This window comes from Mesonia mobilis DSM 19841 (genome assembly GCF_000423405.1).
GTDB classification, from domain to species: Bacteria; Bacteroidota; Bacteroidia; order Flavobacteriales; family Flavobacteriaceae; genus Mesonia; species Mesonia mobilis.
The window spans coordinates 151081-173375 of sequence record NZ_AUHX01000007.1; the positions used below are offsets into that span (position 1 = coordinate 151081).

Consider the following 22295-nt stretch of genomic DNA (forward strand, 5'->3'; position numbering starts at 1 on the left):
TTTTCGATTTAGTTTAACTTAAAATGGAAGATCATCTTCTTCTTCCTCATCCATTTGCGGCGGATTTATGGCTGCCGGCGATGGTTGTTGTTGAGATTGTTGAGGTCGCGAACCACTCATTTGACCTTGAGGTTGCGCTCCACCACCCTGGCTTTGTTCTTTAGGAGTTAAAAAAGTAAACTCGGTACATTGTATTTCTGTAGAATAACGATCCATCCCTTTATCGTCGGTCCATTTTCTGGTTTTTATTCTACCTTCTATATAAACTTTATCGCCTTTGTTCAGGTATTTTTCGCAAACTTCAGCAGCTTTATTGCGCACTACAATATTATGCCATTCGGTATTGCTCACGCGTTCACCGGTAGTTCTATTCACATAATCTTCATTAGTAGCCAGAGGAAAACGACCAATACTGCCGCCACCTTCAAAATAGTGCATTTTTACTTCATCTCCCGTATGCCCGATAAGCATAACTTTATTTAACGTTCCTGATGCCATTTTTTTGCTTTTAAGTAAATGTAAGGAAAAAGTCTTATTTTGTAAAATTGAAATTCTCTATAAATTTTTCGATCAACACCGGGACGGGATATGAGTGAATATCTGCCGTCGAGATCGTTTCAAAATCGTTATGAGAAAAGGCTTCCGGAAATTCTTCAACCTGAACCAACCAAAACTTCACCATTAATTTACGGTGCGAAAGTACGTGTTTTATAGATTTTTTGTTGAATAAATTTACTTTTTTGAAATCTTCCTGCAGCAACTTCTTCACTTCCGGATGCGTAAGAAAGTCTGCCTCAGCTAAATTTTTATCGCTTTCAACTAAAGGAAATTGATATAAGTTTCTCCAAATCCCGTTTCCTTTACGTTGCTGAATGATGGTTTGATCTCCTTTTAATAACACCAAGTAATTAAAATACTTGGTAAGTACTTTCGTTTTTTTCAGTTTAATGGGAAGCTCATTAATTTTTCCTTGCTGAAATGCTTCACAATTCTGCTGAAAAGGGCAAGAAATGCAATACGGATTTTTTGGTTTGCAATGCAAAGCACCAAACTCCATAATTGCCTGGTTGTAAGCACTGGGCTGTTCTTTATCGATCAGTTTTTCTGCAAGCGCTTTAAATTCTTTAATACCTTCTGTAGAATGAATAGGCGTATCGATACCAAAAACACGGGAAAGCACTCGATAAACGTTACCATCGACCACGGCAACAGGTTCATTAAAACAAATCGAAGCTATCGCACTTGCAGTATAATCGCCCACTCCTTTTAGTTTCTTCAACTCTTTATAGGTATTCGGAAACTCGCCTTTCAATTCTTCTGCAACGTATTTTGCCGTAAAATGAAGGTTGCGCGCTCTCGAATAATACCCCAAACCTTGCCAGAGTTTGAGCACTTTTTCTTCAGAAGCTTCAGCAAGATCAAAAACCGTCGGAAATTCTTCTGTAAAACGTAAATAATAAGGTAAACCTTGCGCCACTCGAGTTTGTTGCAGCATAATTTCACTTAACCAAATGTAATAAGGATTCTTAGTTTTACGCCACGGCAATTCTCGCTGGTTCGATAAATACCAATCAATCAATAATTTAGAAAAATTCATGCTGCGATTTGTTAAAATACAATAATAAAAGTTTATTTCGTTACTATTTAAAGGTTTAGGCTTGATTAATTGAATATTAAATTAGTATATTTGCGCCCTTGAAAAATGTAACCCTATTTATAACAAAAATAATTGTAAAATGACGAAAGCAGATATCGTAGCGAATATTTCAGAGAAATTAGGAATGGAAAAAGGTGATGTTCAAGCTACAATTGAGACTTTTATGGAAGAGGTGAAAACTTCTTTAGAAAGCGGAGATAACGTATATTTAAGAGGTTTTGGAAGTTTTATTATTAAAACTCGTGCAGAGAAGACCGGAAGAAACATCTCTAAAAACACTACAATTAAAATACCAGCACATAATATTCCTGCATTTAAGCCTGCAAAAGTTTTTGTTGAAGGTGTAAAAACAAATGTAGAAGTAAAATAAAACGAATTATTAATTTTTAAAATCTTTATTTATGCCAAGTGGTAAAAAAAGAAAAAGACATAAGGTAGCAACGCACAAGCGTAAGAAAAGAAGAAGAGCTAACCGTCACAAGAAAAAGTAGTTTCTAACTACTTTTTTTGTTTAAAGTTCATTGACATGGAAGTGTTTTAATACACTTCTTCAGGAAATTAAAAATCCTGTGATAATTATTGTTTAATCCATCTATACTTGCCTATGTAGGTATGGATAAAAATCTAATATGCATGAATAATGAATAAGGAATTAATTATTAGATCCAATTCCTCTGCTATTGATTTTGCCTTATTAAAAGATGGAAAACTAATTGAATTACACAAAGAAGATAACGACAGTAATTTCTCTGTTGGCGATATTTATTTAGCCAAAATTAGAAAAGCTGTTCCCGGTCTTAACGCAGCCTTCGTTAACGTTGGTTACGAGAAAGATGGTTTTTTACACTATCACGATCTAGGGCCGCAGATATCTTCTTTGATGAAATTCATAAAACGTGTAAGCACAGGTAAATTAAGAGATTATTCACTTAAGAATTATTCTTTTGAAAAAGATATTGATAAAGACGGAAGTATTACCGATGTCTTAAAGTCAAATCAATCGATTTTGGTACAAATCGTAAAAGAACCTATTTCTACCAAAGGCCCAAGAATAAGCAGTGAACTTTCGCTCGCCGGAAGATACATTGTACTTGTTCCTTTTTCTAACCGTATTTCTGTTTCACAAAAAATAGAAGATAAAGAAGAAAAAGATCGTCTTAAACGACTTGTAAAAAGTATTAAACCGAAAGGTTTTGGAGTAATAGTACGTACCGTTGCAGAAGGCAAAAAAGTAGCAGACCTCGACAAAGATCTTCAGAATTTGATGAATCGTTGGACAGGGATGTGTAAAAAATTGTATAAAGCCAGCACACCATCTAAAGTATTAGGAGAACTTAATCGTGCCAATTCTCTATTAAGAGATATGTTTAACGAGAGTTTTACTTCTATTTGTACCGATGAAGAAGCACTTTATACCCAAATTAAAGATTATGTTAGCGAAATCTCGCCCGACAAAGAGTCTATTGTAAAACAGTATCAATCAAACGTTCCTATCTTTGAGAAATTTGGTATCGAAAGACAAATAAAAACCGGTTTTGGCAAAACCGTTTCGATGAGCAAAGGTGCCTACCTCGTGATCGAGCATACAGAAGCGATGCACGTGATCGATGTAAACAGTGGTAACCGAAGCAATAAAGCCAAGAACCAAGAAGAAACTGCCTTAGAAGTAAACCTAATAAGCGCCACAGAAGTTGCCAGACAATTACGTCTGCGCGATATGGGTGGTATTATTGTGGTAGACTTTATCGATATGAACAAAGCAGAAAACCGAAAAGCGCTTTACAACCATTTAAGAGATGAAATGAGCGACGATCGTGCAAAGCACAAGATTTTACCTCCCACAAAATTCGGGTTGATACAAATTACCAGACAACGTGTAAGGCCAGAGATGAATATTAAAACACGCGAAAAAAACCCTAACGGAGAAGGAGAAATTGAAGCTCCTATCGTTGTGATTAATAAAATTAACGCTGACTTACAGAAACTAATTAAAAAAGGTCATAAAAAGCTGTCGCTAACCGCGCATCCTTTTGTGGCAGCCTACTTAACAAGAGGTATTCCATCACCCAGAAGTAAATGGTTTTTTGACCATAAGCGATGGGTAAAAATTTTACCAAGAGACGCTTACACGTATTTAGAGTATCATTTTCACGACAGTAAAGGTGAAGAGATCAATTAAAATTTTATAACGCCCTTTAGTTTTATACTAACGGGCGTTTTTTGTTTATAGCCATTATTTCTAGCTATATTCTACTTATTTTTGCTGAAGTATGCAGCAACCCACTCATAAAACATATACGGTAAAAGAAGCGACGCTCAAAATGATGAAATTTTGCGCCTATCAAGAGCGCTGTCATCAAGAAATTGAGCAAAAGCTAAAAGATATGCGGATGATCCCGGAAGCGCGCCAAGAAATCATTTATAAGCTTATACAAGAGAATTTTTTAGATGAAGAACGCTTCGCACAAAGTTTTGCCCGAGGAAAATTCAATCAAAAGAAATGGGGAAAAATTAGAATTGTAAGAGAACTAAAGCTTCGGAAAATTTCTCGTTTTAATATCGATAGTGCTTTAAAAGAAATTTCAACTGAAGCATACTTTAATACTTTTGAAGAACTTTCCACTAAAAAGTGGGAAACTACTCGAGAAAACAATCTACTTAAAAAGAAAAAGAAAGTTGCCGACTATCTTTTTTATAGAGGCTGGGAAAGTAATTTAGTTTATGAAAAATTACAAGAGCTCGAACAACAAGAAAAGTAGGTTAAGGCTTTAATTTTCGGCCTTTATTCCACCAGACTAAAAAGCCGGTTACTGGTAAGCTTGCACAAATTAGGCTGATAAAAAAAGCTAACAACTTGCCGGGAAAGCCAAAAACGGCTCCAATATGTATATCGTAATTTAATGAAGAAAGTTGATCGGCAAAATCTGCTTCAGCATAACGATCGCCTTTCATTCTTAACTCTTCTAAAGTATAACGATCAAAATAATATTCATTTTTATTGTAAAACGAACCGTGATCTTGATAAGCCACAATTTCTATGGCGTCGTCTTCATCTTCTAAAATTGGCGTCATATACATTCCTTGCACCTCAGGTTCTTGCGCTAAGGTTTTATACCAAGCTCGATCTAGCGGAGAAATCGTATCATTTTCAACCAAATCTTTTTGAGAAATATCTGAATGCGGATGATGATGTTCCGGTTTACTTTCGCCACCGGAAGTGATATAATACAACCCATCTTCAAACCAATGGAAACTCCACACCAAACCGGTTATGGCTAACACAAAAGCGAGTATCAAACTATAGAACCCAAGCACATTATGTAAATCGTAATTCACCCGTTTAAACTTCGCCTTCCATTTAATTTTAAAGCTTTTATTAAAGTTTGCTTTTTTGAAGTTTTTAGGCCACCACATCACTAAACCAGAAATAAGTAGCAACACAAATATTAAAGTACAAACCCCAACGATTGGTCTACCAATATCATAGGGTAACCAAAGCGCTCGATGCCCGTCAATAATAAAACGGAAAAAATCGAATTCGCCATTCCCTAACATTTGCTGTTTTCGCAAAAACTCTCCGGTATACGGATTCATAAAAACAGCGGTAAAACTGCGTTTACCATTTTCAAAAGAACTAAAACCAACTGCCGCAGCACCTTCTTTATCGCTATAAGTTAAACCCGTAGGTTTTTGATTAGGCATATAAACTTTTGCCGTATCTAATAATTGCGAAGGCGGAACAAATTCTTCATCTTGAACCTCCACAAAACGCCAAGGCTCCAAATAGTCTTTTATTTCTTGCTGAAATGCATAAAAACAACCGGTAATGCTTACGATAAACACTACGATACCCGAAATTAAACCCAACCACAAGTGTAGCCAATCGTTTAATTTTCGTAAAGGAGATTTTTTATTTTTCTTCTTTTTGTTGCTTTTCATAATTCAGCATAAAAAAACAACATCAGCTTAAAAATTTTCAAGCTGATGTTGGTCATTAAATAGTTTCCTTAAAATTTGTAGAAACCTGCAATAAAACTTGCTTGTACTTCAGCTCCTTGAGTAGCTGTGTAGTTTTGCGTATCTATTTGATAAACAAAAATACCGTCTTCTTCAGGAATTGTGATGTAATAGTTGCTATCTTCTTCGAAACCAACTAATCTTCTACCATCACCAGCGTGAGCAGGAATATTTTGAACGTAATTTACAGTTTGAGCTTCAAAATTTACAATAGCAGATTCTAAAGGACTATCGCTCCACATTGCTTGATTAGCTCTTGCTTCAGTATTAATTTCAGCAAAAAATCTTCCATCGCTAAGAAGTTTAGCATAAACCATAGTTCCGTTAGCAACATCATTAATATCAAAGAAATAATCTTCATCGAAAGAAGTTTCTCCTGCATTAATTTTTAAAATACCTGCCGGTTTTGTTGATTGGCTATAACCATTTGCAGGATTCGAGTGAGAAATAGCATAAATATTACCCGCTTGATCTTTTACTAAACCAGATTTAGTATTGAAACCACCAATTGGCCCCACACGATCATCGGTAATTACTTCTTGAAACTCCAATTCCGGATAAGAAAATACAGCTACTTCTGCTTGATCGGTATGCGTTGTCGCGAAAGTTTCTGGATCTGAAATGTAGTAACTTAAAAACAAGTGATCGTCACTTATAACCATACCTGAATAAGACAGACCAACTAAATCTGTAAATTCAGAAACTTGAATATCTACAGTCTCTGTAACCGAAACTGTATTTGGATTAAACTTACGAAAGGTAATGATATCTGAATCTGAAGACATCGCTACAGAAACTAACGTATTGTTATCTGCCTTCACTAAATCAGAAAGACTATTAGGGAAAGAAACATCACCAGCTTGAGATAAACATCCGTTATCTTGTGAAATTGCTACAACATTCACATCATCTAAACCTCCTAAACTATAAATAGTATTATCGATCGCTTTAAAATCGTAATAACCCGGTTGCTCGATACCTTGACCTTGCGCTGTTAACGTTCCAGACATTAAGTTATTATAAGCTAAAGTGTAATAAGTATAGCTACCATCGGTAGACTGGATAGCCAAAGACATACCGTAATCACCTCCTTGACAAGAAACACCTTCATCATCACTATCACTACAAGAAACTGTTGAGAAAACGAATAAAAGACTTAAAGCAGAAAGCGCTAAAGCTTTCGAAAAATTAAATATTGATTTGTTCATCTTAATAAATTAAATTAATTGTTATAAATTATATCTTAGTTTCAAGTAAAAAGCTCTTCCTGGTTTTTGCAATCTAAATTTGTCGTATGAAGCTTCATCGGTAAAATTTCTAGCTTCTACAGAAACATTGTATTTTCCTTTTTTAATACTGTAACCTATTTCGGCACTATGTGATGATTGCTGCGGAATAATAGCTTTGGTATCGATGCTTCCAAAGCGATCTGAGGTTAAAAAGTATTCTTGCGTAAAACGGTAATAATAATTGAAAAAAAGATTTGTATCGTCACCGCCTACATTTTTAAAATTGAAGCCTGCCGTAGCTCCCCCAAACAAATAAGGTGTATTGGGTACGCGCGCTCCTTTGTTCAAGTTTTCAGTATAACCTGAAAAATCATTATAAATAAGATCGGCTTCATCGGTGATATCTTGATACGTAATATTTGCGCTTAAGTTGAAAATATCTTTCCAGCGGTAAGCAAATGTACCTTGAACTCCAAGCGCTTTTGTTTCAGCTAAATTTCCGCTTCGAGAAGTTGGGCTAGAAACAGAAACAATATTATATATTAAATTTTTAGCATTACGATAAATAAATGTACTTCCTACCTCAATATGATTATTTCTATTTAAATCTTTGTTGAAATTTATTCCGAAATTAAAATTGTCGCTTTGCTCGGGTTTTAAATTAGGGTTAGCTAGAACCACCAAGCCATCTCCAAAAAATTCTCCCGCAGTAGGCAAACGAAAAGCTTTTTCATAAGAGGCTTTTAACTGAAGGTTTTTCAGTAAAAAATAGGAAGTTGCCATACCATAACCAAAATCACTATAATCTACACTTACAGGAATGGTTGATTCAACGTTATTGGTTTCTTGCTCAGAAGTCTTTACATTTAAGGCATATGCTTTACCAAACACAGAAGCCGTCCAATCTTTAGAAATTTTATATTTATAAGAAAGTCCGAACACATTTTTAGCTAAGGATTTAGGCAAATAGTATTCATTCACGCTTAAATTTACCTCATCAAATTCATCTCTTTTAAAATGTTGAAAAGCATGATTAAAAGAAAGTGAATGTTTCTCGTTAAACAAATAACTCAGGTTAAGCTGACTATTAAATTCATTATCATCCTGCTCTAATAGATTCGCTAAACCTTGCTCTCCATTGTTTTCTGAATTAGTTTCAAAAGTTTCACCATACCAGTTGTAGCGAACACCGGTTAAAGTATCGATATTTCGGGTCTGTGTAATGTTGTATGATGCATTTAAACTCGCATCAAAACCTTCAAAAAATAGGTTTTGTTTTTTATATTTTAAGGTAGGTATTACCGATTCACTCTCAACCTCTACGGCACCGTAAACCGTTCTCATCGTCGCTCCGGTTTGTACTTCATCATCATCTCCTGAAACAATTAAACCCAAAAGCAATTGATCTGCAAAAGAAGTTTCTACAAACCCGGTTTCTACTTGTGCAGTAGCCGATTGGTATTGATCGTGAAATCTTTCAACTTCTACATTATCTTCTAATAAATTTCCATTAGCATCACGAATTTCTGCAAGAACATCGTAATTATTATCGGAGTAGTTATAATTTAAATTTCCTCTTACGGTAAAACCAGATTTGTTATTGGTATAAGCTCCATTTAAAGAAGCTTTATGGGTATTAAAAGATCCAAAAGAGTAAGAAACATCTAAATAATCATTCTTCTGATTGGTTATAATATTTACCGCTCCGCCAAGCGCATCGGTTCCTAACCAAACGGGAACTACACCATTGTACACATCGACACGCTCAATAGAATTTACCGGAATATTACCTAAGTTGAAAGAAGATCCGAAACTATCCATCGGGATTCCGTTTAAGAAGAACTTGACCTGATTTCCTTTAAAACCGTTTAACGAAAAGGTGTAATTAGACCCTAAACCACCCTCTTGTAAAATTCGAACTCCAGGCACACGATCTAAAACCTGTTGCGCATCGGCTGTACTATTTAAAAGACTTTTTGTTGAAATGGAAGTAACCGCGTAGGCTTGTTCATTAATTTTTCGGATTTCAGATTTCCCGGTGAGCTCTACTTCCTCTAATTCTGCTGAAGATTCCTCTAAAACAAAGTTAATTTCAAGCTTTTCAGCATTATTTATACTAATTTCTTTTACTTGGGTTTGATAGCCCAAATAAGAAACGATTAACTTATGAGTGCCTTCAGAAATATCATTCAACTGAAATGAACCATTAACATCTGTGGTAGTTCCTTTAAATTCGCTTTCTAGAATTACATTTACACCTTCTAAATCATTTCCGGATGCTGAAGTTACTTGACCAGAAATTACCGCAGAATTAGTTGACTGCGCACTCAATAATGCTGTCGAAAAAATACTTAAAGCAGTAAATAAAAAGACTAAACCTCGCAACCTGAATTTATTTAGATTAATTTTAAACAGCTGCAAATGTATAATAAATCTAAATAACGAAAAACTTATTTAGATTTATTCTAATATAGATTTTACCTTGCTAAAATGTTTTAAACAATAGGTTTGATCGATTTAAGAAAAAACTTAAGCGAAAATGTTATGCTGCTTATAAATTTTTATGTGTGTTGGTAAAGGTGAGTTTATTTTTATAATCAACCCATTTTTGGCCTCGAAGTTTACGCATTAGATTATCGTAATTCATCATAAATACAATATTCTTCAGCAGTTTTAGGCACTTAGAAAAAGAGGTTGGGAAAGCTCGTAAAGTCATCGAAATACTTGGCGTTAAATAACGCATATAATGCCAGTACATACTTGGGATGAAAAGGGTTTCTCCCGGTTGCAGCGTTACCCGATAGCCTTCAGCGAGTTTTAAAGCGGGATATTTTTTGTAATCGGGTTTATCAAATTCAATCTCTTCTAAAGAAACTATAGAATATGGCACGTGGTATAAATATTTACGTTGCTCGAAAGGAAAAAGGATAATGTCTTTTTTTCCGTGGAAATTAAAATGAACATTATTCGCCAGATCGATATCGTAATGGAGTAAAACACGCGAGCCTTCACCACCAAAAAATAACACCGGAAGCTTTTTAAAAAATTTGAGTCCGATCTCCGGGTAAGAAAAATCTTTAGTGAGTTGCGGACATTTTTGCAGGATATTGAAAAAGAAAATGCGTAAATCTGTAGGACCAGATTTTAACAGCTGCACATAATCTTTCATTTTCATTTTAGTAGCCGGTTTTCTAGAGTATTCTTTGCCTTTTGCGGGTTCGCTATTATACAAAGGCACTTCTACTTCACCGGCTTCTTCAGCAAAATAATCTAAATTCCATTTTTGATAGGCCGGCCATTGATGTGATAATTTCTTAATCACAACCGGCTTATTAGGCTTTACATAATTTTTAATAAAGTCTTCAGCAGTAATTTCTTCAACGACGTCAATTTCTTTTAGCTTCATGACTTTATCGCTATTTTAGGCTTTTACTTTTTTGCCTTGCGCTTCTAAATTACGCTCAATTTTATGCCCGGGTCTCGACCATTTTGGCTTTTCACCTAAAGCTTCTACTTGAGAGTCTTCTTTTTCAACAGTTTTACGTTGTGCGTGTTTTTCAAAAGGTTTTTGTACATCTAAACCTAATTCTTTAAACATCACCATATCTTCGGTAACATCCGGGTTGGGCGTCGTTAACAATTTATCGCCGGCAAAGATCGAATTTGCTCCGGCAAAGAAACACATCGCCTGCCCTTCTCTACTCATATCGGTTCTTCCGGCAGAAAGTCTTACTTGTGTTTCTGGCATAACGATTCTCGTGGTTGCCACCATTCTTACCATTTCCCAGATCGAAACTTTTTGTTGTTCTTCCATCGGGGTTCCTTCCACAGGAACTAAAGCATTAATGGGTACCGATTCCGGTTGTGGGTTTAATGTCGCTAAAGCTACTAACATTCCTGCACGATCTTCAGCACTTTCTCCCATTCCTATAATTCCGCCACTACAAACCGTTACATTGGTTTTTCTTACGTTATCCAATGTTTCTAAACGATCTTCGTAACCACGGGTAGAAATTACTTCTTTATAATATTCTTCTGAAGTATCTAAATTGTGATTATATGCGTATAAACCGGCTTCTTCTAAACGTTTTGCCTGATTTTCGGTAAGCATCCCTAAGGTACAACAAACTTCCATATCGAGTTTATTGATGGTTCTTACCATTTCTAAAACGTTATCAAATTCAGGTCCATCTTTTACGTTTCTCCACGCAGCTCCCATACAAACACGAGAGCTTCCTGAGGCTTTAGCACGTAAAGCCTGCGCTTTTACCTGATTTACGCTCATTAACTCATTACCTTCAATATCGGTATGGTATCTCGCCGCTTGTGGGCAATAGCCACAATCTTCTGGGCAACCGCCAGTTTTTATCGACAATAACGTGGAAACTTGAACCTTGTTTGCGTCGTGATGCTCTCGATGCACGCTTGCTGCTTCGTAAAGCAAATGCATTAAAGGTTTATTATATATTTCTAGAATTTCTTCTTTTGTCCAATTGTGTTTTGTAGCCATAACATTTAAATTGTTAATCAAAAGTAATAAAACAGGCGACTTATTGCACCTTTTCTCTATTTTTTTGAACGTTAATATATTTCTGAATAGCGTTAATTCTCTTATTTCCCAACGATTACACTTACCGCATTACCACCAAAACCTACGGCATTTACCATAATCGTTTTTAGGGTTTTGGACTTTTCAGCTTTATTATTAAAAAATGGATTTTCTATAAATTGATTATGCGCTAACATTAGTAGAGCCATTTCTAAACTCATCCCGCCAGAAGCACCAAAAGTGTGACCAATTATAAATTTATTGGAAGTGATAAGCGGCAAACGATCGCCAAACACGGCTTTTATCGCATTTAACTCTGCCCAATCTCCTTTTCTTGTACCGGGAGCGTGTGTAACTACCGCATCGACGTGATCTAATTTTGCTTGCTTCAAGGCCATTTGCATCGATTTCTGAATACAAACCGCATCTTTGGATAATGAAATATTATGCGTAAGTTTTTCTGAAGCATAACCTAAACCCAGAATTTCTGCCAAAGCTCGATCTGCATTTTTTTCAACAAAAAATGTGGAAGCTGCTTCGCCTAAAATCATCGTGTTTCGAGGCTTATCTATTTCTAAACTTCGGTTGGGCCATTTTTCTTTTTCATCAAAATTAGCATATAACTTTACGGCCTTCATCTGTGCGATGGTAAACGGAGTTAAAGGTGCTTCACTCCCACCGACTAAAAAAGCTTCTGCCATATCGCTTTGAAGCCAAGCGGAAGCATTTAACAAACCGTGTAATGCTGTAGAACAAGTAATCGAATGACTAATTTCTGGCCCTTCACTTTCTAAATCTTGCAACACCCAAGATGAAATATTTCCTAATGTGGTTGTTGGTGATGCTAAAGTTGAAGTTTTCCCTTCTTTTAAATATTGATCGTGGTATTGTTCGAATAAAGAAGTGGCTCCGCGTGAAGAACCGATATTGATCCCAAAATCTTTAGTTTCAGTTTTGCTTTTTTTGAAGGTTTCTCTTGCTGAAAGAATAGCGTATAACACCGAAAGATCTAAATCTTGATACCTGGATTGCTCATTTTTTAACTTTTCAACTAAATTTTTACTTTCTTTATTTAGCTGAGAAACATAAGTTGATTCATCAAGATAATTTACTGTGCTAAAAAAGTGCTTTTGCTGTAAATAATTTTGCCAAACTTGCTCTGAAGAATTGCCTAATGCAGAAATAGAGGCAAACGAAGTAATAAATAATCGATCTTTCAACACCTAATCTTTTCTTTTAGGCAAATATCTAAACTAAATAGATAAAAAAAAACTTCGAACGAAAACGCCGAAGTTTTTTAAAAAATTAGGATACCCCAAACCTAATTTTGCATAACCCTTTAAATAAAATTACATTATCAATATTAAACATTTTTTTAGAAAAACAAAAGAATAATTTGATGTTTTATCAATTTTAACCTAAATAAATTCAAAAAATAACTAAAAATTCAACTTATATATCATTTATATTTTCTAATAAAAGTAGAATCACTTCGTAAATCCTATATAGTTCTTCTGTAGTGATCACATAAGGACAAGCGATATAAATAGTATTTCCTAATGGCCTTAGGTAAACTCCGTGATTCATAAAAAAGTTATAGATCTTATCACGCAAATTACCGTAGCGATCATTTTCAACCGCTAGATCAAGCGCGAAAATGGTCCCGACACAACGTGTATTTTTAACCAACTTATGAGTTTTTACTTTTTCTTGAAATGCTAAATGTGAAGCTTCAATTCGTTTTATATTTTCTTGCATTTCTTCAGAAGTAAGTAATTCAACTCCTGCCAAAGCCGCCGAACAAGCTAACGGGTTTGCCGTATAGGTATGCCCGTGAAATAAGCCTTTCGCAATATCTTCATCATAAAAAGCATCGAAGATTTTTTGCGTACAAGAAGTTGCGCCCATTGGCAGCAAACCGGCAGTTAATGCTTTCGACATACAAACAATGTCCGGTTTTGTTTCGATATAATAAGAAGCAAAATTCTTTCCTGTTTTTCCGAAACCGGTCATCACTTCATCGGCCACCAAAACAATATCGTGTTGTTTACAAAGTTTCAATATTTCATTTAAACCTTTAGCATCGTGCATTTTCATCGCTGCGGCGCCTTGCACCAAAGGCTCATAAATAAATCCGGCTAGCGGAGTTTCTCGGTGAATTTCTTCTATTCGCTTTAAAATTTCTTCGGTATTTTCTCCATTGGGTACAGGAATACGTTTTACCGCTATAAAATGATCTTGAAAAGCACCATTATAAACCGATAGATCTGAAACCGACATTGCCCCAAACGTATCGCCGTGAAAACCTTCTTCGAAAGCTAGCATTATTTTACGATCGTTTTGCTGATTATAGTGGTATTGCAACGCCATTTTTATTCCGATCTCGGTCGCAGTTGAACCATTATCGTTGAAGAATATTTTTTGTTGACCTTCCGGTAATATTTCAACTAAAGCTTCAGAAAGTTTTATTGCGGGTTCGTGCGTAAAACCACTAAATACGACTTGATCGAGATTTTTCATTTGAGCAGCAACTTTCTCGGTAATATATTCGTTGCAATGACCGTAAACCGCCGTGTACCATGAAGAAATCCCGTCGATGTATTTTTTACCGGCATCGTCGGTTAACCAAACTCCGCTCGCTTTTTTGATGGGCAACATTTCTTTTTTCAGTTTGTGTTGCGTAAGCGGATGCCAAATATGTTGTTGGTCTCTTTCTACTAAATTGCTCATAGATTTTTTAATTTTTCACGGAATATTTCAGCGTATTCTCGTACTACATTTTCATCAAAATAAGGTTCTTGATCTATTCTGCCCAGAATTGGGACTTGAGCCATTTCTTCAATAATACTTTCAGTCGCCGGATGTTCTTCTCCGCTAAATATAATTCCGGCACAAGTTAAACCACGAGATTTTAAGGCTTCGATCGTGAGTAACGTATGATTTATGCTTCCTAAATAATGTCTTGAAACCACAATAATTTTGTCTTCTTTCTGCATTAAATCGGCAATGGTTTGCGTAGAATTGATAGGCACTAAAAGTCCGCCGGCTCCTTCAATCACTAAATAATCATTGGTAGTGGTTGGGCGTTTAACTTCCTCTGCCTTGATTTGAACTTGATCGATTTCTGCCGCTGCGTGCGGACTCATAGGCGTTTTTAGCGCATACGCATTGGGATGAAATTTGGTTACTGAATTACTCACCAAACGTTCTACCTTATGCGTATCTGAGTTTTCTAAATCTCCGGCTTGTATAGGCTTAAAATAATCAGCCTGTAAAGCTTCTGTCACGATAGCAGAAGCTACGGTTTTGCCAACTTCAGTTCCGATTCCTGTTATAAAAACGTGTTTCATTCTAGGTTAAATTTGGTTTTGCAATCTTCGCAACGATATTCATATTTGGTATAAATTGGGTAAAGCCCGAAAAGCAAAAAATTAAAGATAAAAGCAAGGAAAGATTTCACATCGTTCACATTCGTAAAATAATCGATTTTTGTACTGTCGCAATTTGGGCAATGTAATTGGTGCCCTTGATCGTCTAAAGAATATTCGCTTAACTCTTTTAAAACTTCTTTGGCTCGTGCTTCATCTTCTGCCGCTACCAAGAGTTTTACGCCGCCAATTGCGTTACTCACTAACGGATCGGTATCGATCGTATATTGGTCGGCCAAATATACCTTAATTTCTTCTGCTTCTAATCTTCCTTTAAAAATTTGAGCTTCCGAAGAAAATTGATAGGTCGCAATTTTTACTAAATTTTCCTTCATTACAGTTCGTGTTTCAAACACTGCAAAACTGAGAAAATTTCTTCTTTTAAATTGTAACTATGTAAACAAAATCGCAAACGCTCTTCGCCTTTGGCAACCGTTGGCGATAAAATAGGTTTTACTAAATATTGTTGTTGCTGAAGTTTCTCTGCAATTGCTTTCACTTGTTCATTTCCCGGAATAATACAAGATTGAATAGCAGAATCACTAGCAATAAATACATCTTTCAAAGCTAAGTTCTCTACTTGTTGCTGAAAATAAGTAATGTTTTGCTGAAGTTTTTTAATTGCTGAAGTATGCGTTAATTCTTGATAAGCTGAAGAAATTGTAGCTACCGAATGCGGAGCAATAGCCGTGGTATAAATAAAACTTCTCGTAAAGTTGATAATGAATTCTTTTAAAGTTTCACTCCCTAAAATTGCGGCTCCGTGAGCGCCTAAACCTTTCCCAAACGTAACAATTCTCGCGAAAACTTTGTGATGTAAGTTTAAATGCTGCAATAAACCTTCACCTCTTTCTCCAAAAACACCTAAAGCGTGCGCTTCATCTACGACCAGAAAGATATTATTTTCATTACAAAACTTCACCAAAGCCGGTAAATCTGGATGATCGCCATCCATTGAAAAAATAGATTCGGTAACCACATAAACTTCTCCCGAAGTAGAAAGTTTTTCAACTTTAGTCTGTAGATCTTCAAGATCATTATGCTTAAACTTATACGACTTTGCCAACCCCATTTGCAAACCATCTCGAATGGAAGCGTGAATTAATTCATCGTAAAAAACAACATCTCCACGCTGCGGAATACTTGAAAAAAAACCCACATTGGCATCGTAACCCGAATTAAATAGAATCGCATTTTCTGATTGATGAAACGCTGCGATTTGCGCTTCAACCGCTTCGTGAATTTTAAAATTCCCTGAGATTAACCGTGATCCTGTAGAATTGTTTTGCTGAAGTTGATGTTCTTCTAAAAAATTCAACGAACGCTGATAGATCTTTTCATTTTTAGAAAAACCTAAATAGTCGTTAGCATAAAAATCTACTCCTTCTGAAGGTGAAGAAAGTGTTCGTAACGAATTATTTTCTTTTCGCTGTTGAAGTTTTTGAAGTATTCTTCGAGGAGTTGCCGACACTTATAAAAGATCTCGTTCTTTAATTTTTTTCTTTCGCTTTTCGTCTTCATCCTCAAATTCTTCTCCGCTTGAAAGTCGATGCGAATTAGGTTGATATTTACCGTCTAACTCATCGGTTACCGATTTTTCCCACAATTTATTTCCGGAGAAATAAGAAGCTCTCCCAATTAAATGTGCGCCCACCGGTGATGTTAGAATTATAAACAAAACGATCGCTAAAACACGCGAAGTAACCGAAAGGTTATCAAAATAAATTGCTGCACTTGCTAAAATTAAACCTACACCCAGAGTGACTGCCTTTGTAGTTACAGAAATACGCAAATAAGCATCGGGCATTCGCACAAATCCTACGGCAGCTAACAGAATAAAAATAGCGCCTAAACTCGATAATATGATGATTAAAATGTTAGTCATCTCTTCGTTGTTTTTCTCTTTTTTTACGATTTCTTTTTTCTAAATAATAAGAAAAAGCGACCGTACTTAAAAAGGCAATTAAACCCAAGATCATCGCAATATCTAAAAATGTAGATTGATCGTAAACAATACTATAAATGGCGATAAGTGTTATACCAATGGTGATTAATAAATCTAGCGCCACTACACGATCGGCAATGCTTGGCCCCATCACAAATCGACAGAACACCAATAGCACCGAAATGGCTAAAATTGGCAATATGATATAATATAAATACTCTTCAATCGTCATCTTAAAATCTCTAATAAACGTTTTTCAAATCCGTTTTTTATATCGTCGATAAAGGCTTGTTTATCGCTTAAATACATCGCGTGAACATACAAGACTTTTCTGTCGTCTGAAACGTCTAAACTCAAAGTTCCCGGTGTTAATGTAATTAAATTTGCTAGTAAAGTAATCTCTAAATTCGTTTCTGCTTCTAACGGAACTCTCACAATACCGGGCGTCATATAAAACTTAGGAGTTACCACATCGTAAGCCACTTGCAGGTTTGCTTTTAATAATTCCCATAAGAAGAAAAAGACAAAAGCAATTAGCTTCGGAATGATCTTGAAATACTTTGCATCGCCTCTTCCTTTGGTAATTACGTATAAAATAATAAAGCTCAAAATAAAGCCAAACACATAATTAAGGAAGGCAAAATCTCCCGTAATCGCCACCCAAATAAAAGTTAGTAATATGTTAGATAAAAATCTGTTTTTCATCTTAATTATTTTGCGGCATTACCGCTTCAATGTATTGCGTATTATCTATTAATTCTGAAGCAATTCTATTGGATAGTTGTTGCATATGTTCTGCACCAAAACCGATGTATAACGAAACTCCTGCCAACAAAATTATCGGCGCTAGAAACTGAAATTTCTTCAACCTATTCATCTTCTGAAAATACAAAAAGTGATCTCTCTTAGGTAAATCTTCTCCTTTTTTCCAGAAAACATTAGACCAAAGTCGAGCGATAATGATTAACGTAAGTAAACTCCCGAAAATTATTGCGCCCATAATCACATAGTTTTTTTCATTTAAACTTGCGATGATCAACGAAACTTTAGGCCAAAAACCTGAAAATGGCGGCACTCCAATTACTGAAAGTAAAGGAATAAACATCAACAAACTCAACTTAGGGAAGTTGGCATATAAATCTCCCAAAAGCCTTACGTTATTTGTTCCTTTAATTCTATAAATCAATCCGCTTACCATAAACAGATTAGTTTTTACCATAATATCGTGAATCAGGTAAAAAACCATTCCGGCAAAAGCAATTTCGGTTCCCATTCCTAATCCGGCGATCATAAACCCAATATGACAAATAATAAGGTACGAAAAAATCTTACGGACATTTTTTTGCACTAATGAACCTATGGCCCCACTAAAAATGGTGAGCACCGCAACTACTAGTAAAATATCATCTAAAAAGACATCGTCTAAAAAGATAAGACTAAAAATCCTGATCAATGCATAAACTCCTACTTTGGTAAGTAAACCTCCAAAAATAGCAGCCACTGCCGATGGAGGCGTGTGATAAGAAGCCGGCAACCAAAAATATAACGGAAAAACCGCCGACTTGATCCCGAAACCAACTAAAAATAAAATAGCAGCCACTTCTACCAGTTTTCTATTTTCTAACTGCGGAATGATGGTTGCTAAATCGGCCATATTTAAAGAACCTGCTAAACCATACAACACTGCAATTGCTGTTAAAAATATTATTGAAGCTAGAATATTTAAGGTGAAGTATTTTACTGCACCTTCGATCTGAGCTTTTTCCCCGCCCAAGGTGATCAATACGAAAGATGAAATAATAATGATTTCGAACCAAACGTAAAGGTTAAAAATATCTCCTGTTAAAAACGCACCCGTTAAACCTAGCAATAGAAAATGATAAATAGGAAAATACCCAAAGCGTAATCGCGCCGGGATCACCGATGCTGAAGAAAAAAATGAAACTGCTAAACCTGCGATCGAAGTTAGTAAAACTAAGGTTGCAGAAAGCGTATCTGCTACGAAAGTAATCCCGTAAGGAGCTTCCCAACTTGCGGCTTGAACGGTTTGTATGCCCGAATTCCAAACCGTGTAAAATAAAACTCCCGAAAGAAAAACGGCTATAAAACCACCAACAATGCTAATTATTTTTTGTGCATCGATTTTCTTCCAAAAAAACATGAGGAAGATGCTCAAAAATAATTGAAACAATAAAGGATATAATAATAGTTGCTGCATCATTTATTTATAATCTTCTTCAATCGTGTTCATTTCATCTAAATCGTCGGTCTTCACTACTTGGTAAGCTCTTTTTATTAAAATAATGGCAAAAGATTGCAAACCAAAGCTAATTACAATAGCTGTTAAAATAAGTGCCTGCGGAACCGGATCTGCATATATTTCTGTAAATATTTTTGAATCGCCCGGTATAATTGGCGGATGACCTTTGGTAATTCTTCCTAATAAAAAAATTAAGAGGTTGGCGCCGTTACTAATAATAATTAAACCAATAATCAATTTCACCAAACTTCTGCGCAGCATCATATACAATCCTGCTGCATAAAGTAATCCTGTTATAATTGCTAATAGAAACTCCATATTAAGCCGATTCTGAAATTGTAAAAATGATGGTTAACGTTACTCCTTGCACAACAATATAAACCCCAATATCAAAAAATAGCGCTGTTCCTAATTTCCCTAAAACAGGAATGGCGTCGTGCATCCAAAGTCCTGTCATAAAAGGTTCATCAAAACCAATTACCGGTAAAACTCCGCTTAAAAATGAAACTGCTAAACCTACCGGCATCAAATAACCGGGATGAAACTTCAGCAGTCTTTTTGTATTTTTTAATCCGTTCGCAAATGCGTGTAATACAAATGCGATCGATGCGATTAAACCACCAACAAAACCACCACCCGGCAAATAATGTCCTCTTAGTAAAATAAAAATAGAGATCAAGAGCAATATGGGTAGCAAATAATTAGAGGCTGTTCGTAAAATAAGTGTCTTCATAACTCTACTTCATTATTTTTGATAACGTTCAACACTTTTCAACCTTAATTTTAGTAAGCCAAAAACGCCGATAGCTGAAATTGCTAGTACAGAAATTTCTACCATTGTATCTGCTCCTCTAAAATCTACCAAAATCACATTCACCACATTTTTACCGTGTGCTAATAAATAAGAGTTTTTCGCATAAAAATCGCTTATTTCGCTATTCACCGGTTGCGCTAATACTTCTAAAGCTAAGATGCTAATTAAACCTCCGAATGCTATGGAAAGAATTCCGTCGCGAATTCTCATTTTATAATCAGAGAGTTTTAAATACTTCGGAAGCTTGTACAATACCAACACAAATAAAATTACCGTTAAGGTATCGATCGCAAACTGCGTCATCGCTAGATCTGGTGCGCTATAAAAAACAAAAAGCAAACAGATCGAATAGCCCATAATTCCTGTTGCAACAACGGCTGCCAATCGAGATTTCGCAAATACAATTAACCCGATCGCTAAGATCAAAATGGTTAAAATCACCACTTCGTAAACTGTTAATCTTGCAAAAGAAGCGTAATCGATCTTATAGGTCGTACCGTCAACTAAAGTATATCCCATTAAGGCAATAAGGAATAAAATAATTACCGAAACGTAATTTCTTAAATAGCCATTCTGAAAAATACGCGTCCATAATACTGAAAATTTACTGAAGGCTCGGTTAAAATTTTCAAGAATTGATTTTGGTGAAAGCGCTTCAAATTTGGTGATGAATGCTTCTTTTTTTGCTGAAGGTTTCAATACAAAATATAAAATAATTCCTGAAGCTATGGTGAGCAAACTCAAGCCTAAAATTGGTGTGATCCCATGCCATAATTTCAAATGTACTTCCGCGGCATCTTCACCAATCGACCAAAGTATAGGTTTTACTAAAGATTTTTCAATTAAAACCGGAAACAAACCGATTATAAAACCTAAAGTCCCTAACAACACCGGCGGAAACCATAAGAAAAAAGATGGAAATTTCACCTTTTCAAACTTCTCCGGTAACTTTCCTATAAAAGGTTTAATTCCTGCTACATAACCCGCGTAAGAAATAAACACATTGGTAAGTATCGCAAAAGCGGTTAATAATATTGCTGAATGTTCAAAATGAAAAGTGCCTTCATAAATCAAATCTTTCCCAATAAAACCAACACTTGGTGGAATACCCGCGTTAGAAATTGCAGCTAAAAGTCCGGCAATTGCTACCGGCAACATTACTTTTCTTAACCCAGAAAGTTCAGTAACATTTCTAGTTTTTGCCTGATGATCGACAACACCCGTCATCATAAAGAAAGTTGCTTTGTATAAAGCGTGAACAATAATGAATACTGCCGCCGCCAAATAAGATTCGTGCGCGCCTAAACCAATTAAAAACACCAAAATACCTAAAGCTGAAATGGTCGTATAGGCCAAAATCCCTTTCATATCTGTTCTGAAAATCGAATGAAAAGCTGAATAAACCATCGTGATCAATCCAACGATTAATAAGGTGTTGTTCCAAAAACTGGTTGAACCCATTAACGGACTCATTCTAAACAGCAAATAAACACCCGCTTTTACCATTGTTGCCGAGTGTAAATAGGTTGAAACCGGCGTTGGCGCTTTCATCGCACCCGGTAACCAAAAATGAAAAGGAAACTGTGCAGATTTGGTAAACGCAGCTCCAAAAATTAAACAAGCTGCTAAAATATAATGTTCGTGACCTTGAATAAAGTCTTTTTGCGCTAACATTTCTGTGATGCTATACGTGCCGGAAATGTTTCCTAAAACGATTCCGCCACCTAACAATAATAATCCACCGATTCCCGTAATACCTAAAGCAGTTAATGCAGATTTTCTTGAGGCTTCACTGGTATTATTAAAGCCAATTAAAAAGAAAGAACTTATACTAGTTAACTCCCAAAATACGAATAAAGAAATAAGATTATCAGACAATACCAAGCCTAACATCGCTCCCATAAAAATACTCAAGTAACCATAGAAACGATCTAAGTATTCGTGACCTTTTAAATAGCTAGAAGTATAAGCAAAAACCAGGGTTCCTATTCCTGTAATCAATAAAGAAAACAACAACGATAAACCATCTAAAGTAAAACTGAGGTTGACGCCGAGTGAGGGAATCCATTCATAAGTTTTATGTATAAATTCTTTGTTCGAAACCTCACCAATAAAGCGAACAAAGTATACAAATAAACCTAGTGGAATTAATGTAGGAAGTAAAGCAAGTTTATGATTCACCAGTTTTTTACCTCCAAAAAATAGGAGTATAGCGAACAAAAAACCTGTTAAAATAGCTATTAGCATATATTTTTTACTAGAGTCACAAATATACAGCTTAAAATTGATTTTACGATAGCAAAACACGCCTGTAAGTAAGGGTTTAACAACATCATAACATTTTAAATGTCGAGGGAAATAATTGTTTCCACTTCAACAAAGACGATTTAAAATTA

Annotated in this window: 22 protein-coding genes; 3 read left to right on the top strand and 19 right to left on the bottom strand. The window is 35.6% G+C overall.

The genetic code is table 11. The features are described from left to right. Nucleotides 1-18: 18 nt before the first annotated feature. Nucleotides 19-498 (bottom strand): single-stranded DNA-binding protein, encoded by a 480-nt coding sequence (locus tag G551_RS0107775; RefSeq protein WP_027885037.1) that lies wholly within the window; start codon nucleotides 496-498, stop codon nucleotides 19-21. A 34-nt stretch (nucleotides 499-532) separates the two neighbouring features. After that, entirely contained in the window at nucleotides 533-1597 is a 1065-nt protein-coding gene (gene mutY, locus G551_RS0107780) for an A/G-specific adenine glycosylase (RefSeq protein ID WP_027885038.1), read from the bottom strand. 139 nt (nucleotides 1598-1736) lie between these two features. Between mutY and G551_RS0107785 the strand changes: the two genes are divergently transcribed. The 3 genes from G551_RS0107785 to G551_RS0107795 all read left to right on the top strand — a co-directional run bounded on the left by G551_RS0107785 (nucleotide 1737) and on the right by G551_RS0107795 (nucleotide 4416). Next, the gene (locus G551_RS0107785; RefSeq protein ID WP_027885039.1) at nucleotides 1737-2027 is read left to right on the top strand and encodes an HU family DNA-binding protein; all 291 of its coding nucleotides are present in this window, start codon (nucleotides 1737-1739) and stop codon (nucleotides 2025-2027) included. 270 nt (nucleotides 2028-2297) lie between these two features. Further along, nucleotides 2298-3836, top strand: coding sequence for an Rne/Rng family ribonuclease (locus tag G551_RS0107790; RefSeq protein ID WP_027885040.1), 1539 nt, complete (start codon nucleotides 2298-2300; stop codon nucleotides 3834-3836). A 91-nt stretch (nucleotides 3837-3927) separates the two neighbouring features. Further along, nucleotides 3928-4416: a regulatory protein RecX gene (locus G551_RS0107795; RefSeq protein ID WP_027885041.1), complete on the top strand. Its 489-nt coding sequence runs from the start codon at nucleotides 3928-3930 to the stop codon at nucleotides 4414-4416. 1 nt (nucleotide 4417) lies between these two features. Here the strand turns inward: G551_RS0107795 and G551_RS15565 are convergent, their stop codons facing one another. The 17 genes from G551_RS15565 to G551_RS0107880 form a co-directional block, all read right to left on the bottom strand. Further along, nucleotides 4418-5596, bottom strand: a complete 1179-nt coding sequence (locus tag G551_RS15565) for a PepSY-associated TM helix domain-containing protein (RefSeq protein WP_036243514.1) — start codon at nucleotides 5594-5596, stop codon at nucleotides 4418-4420. A gap of 68 nt (nucleotides 5597-5664) precedes the next feature. Then, nucleotides 5665-6882, bottom strand: a complete 1218-nt coding sequence (locus tag G551_RS0107805; protein ID WP_036243515.1) for a DUF4374 domain-containing protein — start codon at nucleotides 6880-6882, stop codon at nucleotides 5665-5667. Nucleotides 6883-6903: 21 nt separating this feature from the next. Then, nucleotides 6904-9288 (bottom strand): TonB-dependent receptor, encoded by a 2385-nt coding sequence (locus G551_RS0107810; protein ID WP_205618357.1) that lies wholly within the window; start codon nucleotides 9286-9288, stop codon nucleotides 6904-6906. A gap of 166 nt (nucleotides 9289-9454) precedes the next feature. Further along, entirely contained in the window at nucleotides 9455-10309 is an 855-nt protein-coding gene (locus tag G551_RS0107815) for a cupin-like domain-containing protein (protein WP_027885044.1), read from the bottom strand. Nucleotides 10310-10324: 15 nt separating this feature from the next. Then, nucleotides 10325-11413 carry a biotin synthase BioB gene (bioB, locus tag G551_RS0107820; protein WP_027885045.1) on the bottom strand — a complete coding sequence of 363 codons (1089 nt, stop codon included), beginning with the start codon at nucleotides 11411-11413 and terminating at the stop codon, nucleotides 10325-10327. A 101-nt stretch (nucleotides 11414-11514) separates the two neighbouring features. After that, complete coding sequence (locus tag G551_RS0107825) at nucleotides 11515-12675, bottom strand: beta-ketoacyl synthase N-terminal-like domain-containing protein (RefSeq protein WP_308426750.1); 1161 nt, start codon at nucleotides 12673-12675, stop codon at nucleotides 11515-11517. 229 nt (nucleotides 12676-12904) lie between these two features. Further along, a complete protein-coding gene (gene bioA, locus G551_RS0107830) occupies nucleotides 12905-14182 on the bottom strand; it encodes an adenosylmethionine--8-amino-7-oxononanoate transaminase (RefSeq protein WP_027885047.1) in 1278 nt (425 codons plus the stop codon). After that, nucleotides 14179-14802, bottom strand: coding sequence for a dethiobiotin synthase (gene bioD, locus G551_RS0107835; RefSeq protein WP_027885048.1), 624 nt, complete (start codon nucleotides 14800-14802; stop codon nucleotides 14179-14181). The genes bioA and bioD overlap by 4 nt, the downstream gene beginning before the upstream one ends. Then, nucleotides 14799-15215, bottom strand: a complete 417-nt coding sequence (locus G551_RS0107840; RefSeq protein ID WP_027885049.1) for a putative signal transducing protein — start codon at nucleotides 15213-15215, stop codon at nucleotides 14799-14801. Before G551_RS0107840 ends, bioD begins: the two co-directional genes overlap by 4 nt. Then, the gene (locus G551_RS0107845; RefSeq protein ID WP_027885050.1) at nucleotides 15215-16351 is read right to left on the bottom strand and encodes an aminotransferase class I/II-fold pyridoxal phosphate-dependent enzyme; all 1137 of its coding nucleotides are present in this window, start codon (nucleotides 16349-16351) and stop codon (nucleotides 15215-15217) included. The genes G551_RS0107840 and G551_RS0107845 overlap by 1 nt, the downstream gene beginning before the upstream one ends. Continuing rightward, a complete protein-coding gene (gene mnhG, locus G551_RS0107850; protein WP_027885051.1) occupies nucleotides 16352-16765 on the bottom strand; it encodes a monovalent cation/H(+) antiporter subunit G in 414 nt (137 codons plus the stop codon). It abuts the gene before it with no gap. Beyond that, a complete protein-coding gene (locus G551_RS0107855; RefSeq protein WP_027885052.1) occupies nucleotides 16758-17057 on the bottom strand; it encodes a cation:proton antiporter in 300 nt (99 codons plus the stop codon). The genes mnhG and G551_RS0107855 overlap by 8 nt, the downstream gene beginning before the upstream one ends. Further along, complete coding sequence (locus tag G551_RS0107860; RefSeq protein WP_027885053.1) at nucleotides 17054-17530, bottom strand: Na+/H+ antiporter subunit E; 477 nt, start codon at nucleotides 17528-17530, stop codon at nucleotides 17054-17056. The genes G551_RS0107855 and G551_RS0107860 overlap by 4 nt, the downstream gene beginning before the upstream one ends. A 1-nt stretch (nucleotide 17531) precedes the next feature. Further along, nucleotides 17532-19046, bottom strand: a complete 1515-nt coding sequence (locus tag G551_RS0107865; RefSeq protein WP_027885054.1) for a proton-conducting transporter transmembrane domain-containing protein — start codon at nucleotides 19044-19046, stop codon at nucleotides 17532-17534. Continuing rightward, nucleotides 19047-19403, bottom strand: coding sequence for a Na+/H+ antiporter subunit C (locus G551_RS0107870; RefSeq protein WP_027885055.1), 357 nt, complete (start codon nucleotides 19401-19403; stop codon nucleotides 19047-19049). It lies immediately after the preceding gene. 1 nt (nucleotide 19404) lies between these two features. Further along, a complete protein-coding gene (locus G551_RS0107875) occupies nucleotides 19405-19818 on the bottom strand; it encodes a Na+/H+ antiporter subunit B (RefSeq protein ID WP_027885056.1) in 414 nt (137 codons plus the stop codon). A gap of 12 nt (nucleotides 19819-19830) precedes the next feature. Beyond that, on the bottom strand, nucleotides 19831-22146 hold the full coding sequence (locus tag G551_RS0107880) for a putative monovalent cation/H+ antiporter subunit A (RefSeq protein ID WP_027885057.1): 2316 nt from the start codon (nucleotides 22144-22146) through the stop codon (nucleotides 19831-19833). Between the last annotated feature and the right edge of the window lie 149 nt (nucleotides 22147-22295).